This is a genomic window from Alkalimonas mucilaginosa (genome assembly GCF_036327005.1).
Taxonomy (GTDB): domain Bacteria; phylum Pseudomonadota; class Gammaproteobacteria; order Enterobacterales; family Alteromonadaceae; genus Alkalimonas; species Alkalimonas mucilaginosa.
In genome coordinates this window covers 1-2598 of record NZ_JAUGZK010000028.1, presented here as the reverse complement: position 1 = coordinate 2598, position 2598 = coordinate 1, and the positions used below count along the sequence as shown (strand labels likewise).

General features: G+C 34.1%; 2 protein-coding genes and 1 pseudogene. All 3 read right to left on the bottom strand.

Features of this window, described 5'->3' with window-relative positions; genetic code table 11:
- Nucleotides 1–871: pseudogene (locus tag QWF21_RS17885) on the bottom strand (hypothetical protein); the annotation flags it as partial.
- Between the two features lie 2 nt (nt 872–873).
- Nucleotides 874–1317: a response regulator gene (locus QWF21_RS17880; protein WP_330089402.1), complete on the bottom strand. Its 444-nt coding sequence runs from the start codon at nt 1315–1317 to the stop codon at nt 874–876.
- On the bottom strand, nt 1314–2598 hold a 1285-nt coding region (locus QWF21_RS17875; protein WP_330089401.1), incomplete at its 5' end, for a hypothetical protein. The genes QWF21_RS17880 and QWF21_RS17875, both read right to left, overlap by 4 nt.

Genomic DNA, 2598 nt, shown 5'->3' with positions numbered 1-2598 from the left:
CTGAAATTCCGCAATCGTTAACAATCCCATGAATTTCATGCTTATTTATAATATTTTGCAATTGGTAACCAGACTTTAGCACACTTCCACAGAATACAATTCGTCCTATTTTGGGGCTTGAAATTAACGGGATTTTTTCTAAGGCCTTGACAGCAACAAAAGAGCCAAAGCTATGAGCTACGATGTTAATTTCTGCAGTTCTATTTCTATTCGTTAGGTCTTGTAGTTCTGTAATAAAGGTTTTAACTTCTCGGTTGCGCAGCGGGGGAATCAAAAAAGAAAAAACAGGGTAAAAATTATATTTAAATTCTATGTGCTCAAACTCACTTCCCTGCTCTTTGAGAAAATCATCAAACCTTCCTTGCCAGCCACCAAAGGAATGTATTCCATGAATAGAATAAATTATCTTATCTGTAGGCCTATGGAGTGTTGATGTCTGCTTAGAGTGAATGTACTCATTTATTGAATCTTTAATCCCATCAGCCCATGCATCGTCTATATAATCATATACATAGGAAAATACTCTTTGTTCCGTAAATAAATTGGCTTGCTGCTCAAATAATTCAGTGTGCTTTGTGAGCCCAATAATTACGTTTGGTGTCTTATATTTATCCCCTTTCCTCCTAACATCATGCTTTATAGCCTTGAGGACGTTTAACCCCCCAGTATCCTTTTTTTCTTCGTTAGCTCTTTGTGGAATTTGAAGGTCTAATATTAACACATCAAATTTAGAAATTCCTAAAGAAGATAAGGTTTCTTGAACACTTATAGTTCTAGAAACCCATCTCTCTGGAATGTCTAACTCTTCGATAATATTTTTTACGTTTTCAAATTTTGAGTCGTCATCCTCAACAACAAGAACAGATATCATTGCTACTCTACACTCTCAATTGATTTTACTAATTCATCTTTCCAGTGTTCAGATGAAGAGTCCCACGTCAATACACCAAACAAAAAATTGCTAAAATCTTTCATCAACTCACTGCTTAAGTTTTCAAGAGATATCTGACTATTATGATGTCCAAAAACATCATGCTGTGTAACAACTACCGTAGGTATAAGTTTTCGCCTGTGACGCATAAATATTAAAATATCTTTACCCGCAAGGTGCTTTATATCATCTAAGTCACTCGAATACCTAGGTAGGCTCATGTCAAGTATCAAAAAATTAAATTCTTGAGTAGTGAGAATCTTTAGTGTTTCTTCTTTATTTGTTGTGAAAGTCAAGTCCGCTGGATCTATTTTGAGCTGCAATAATAGCAGTTCACGTATTTGATTAGCCTTTGTAGCGTTGTCTTCCGCTATTAGAATTTTCAATATTCAGACTCCTTTTTCAAGAGATTTTTATTAAAAAATTCAATATTCACTGTGAATGAATGCCCATCCGCAAGCAGTTCAATTTTACTTTGAGCATTTAGATCTTGCTCAAAAATTTTCTTGATTTTGTAAAAACCACTATTTTTGTCTCTGCTAGCCTTATTCAGATAGTTTATGTTATTAACCGTGCCATTTATTTCTTGCACTCTTTCTAAATCAATATTCTTAGATAAAGAAGATACTATTAAAGTTGACCAGTCTTGTTTCTCTTCCCAACCAATAACCAATTCACATTTACGTTCAAAATTTCTTCTGCTTACTGAGTTTTCAAACAACATTATAAAAACCCTAATAAAACTTTTTAGATGCCTACCATCATATATATTTGAAGTAATAGCCCCATGAGTTGTTGTCACCACAACTTTTGGAAACAAGTTTTGCACAAAGTTCAAAGCTTCCAATACAGGTACATTGATATCAAAATGTTCACCAGAAGATTTAACGAAGTCTAACCAACAACTCACTTCATTGCTTGCACTTATCAGATCTGTTTTTGCTAGTGAAATTTTTTCGTTTACTCTGTATGCGTTATTCCTTAAGTCATTTGAGACAAGCTTTAAATCTTTAAAATAGCTATCTACTTTTGTTGGCAGCAAATCAACTATGATCACTTTTCCCGCCTGAATTAACTGCTCTGCTTTTCTATCCAAAGAATTAATATTCCACTTAACAATTTCATCAAAAGTACTTCCGCTCTTTATTAAGCTGAGCATCATGTGTACTTCATCTGATTCAAATGTGAATTTAAATAAGGAGTCGATAGAGGATAGGTCGTCTGTGCCTATCTGCATATAGTTGTTTTTTATTCTAATCAAAAGGTCATTAACTGATTTAGAAAATGCTCTGAAGGCTTCTTGTAGCTTGTTGTAATAGCTATTTGTCAGACTTGCTTTGAAGCAATCCTCTATAAACTCATTGTCTAAATATTCCCCGTTAACTTGCCTGCAAAGTAAATCATGCTTTTCGAATACCGACCTCAATCTAGGTACTATACCATTGTGTCGTATGTCCACATTAAGAGAGTTGTCTAACCCAAATATTGGATTTAATGTGTATATGTCTCTTATTTCCAGCATCAAAAATAACGCTAGATTAAAAGCCTTTCTGTCAGTTCTTACTATTTTCTGGTCTTTCTGTGTAACACTGATACTCTCCTCACTTTGGGGAAAGCATTCCTCTCTCTCTAACTCTGATACAATTTCTTCATAAACTGAAGCATAT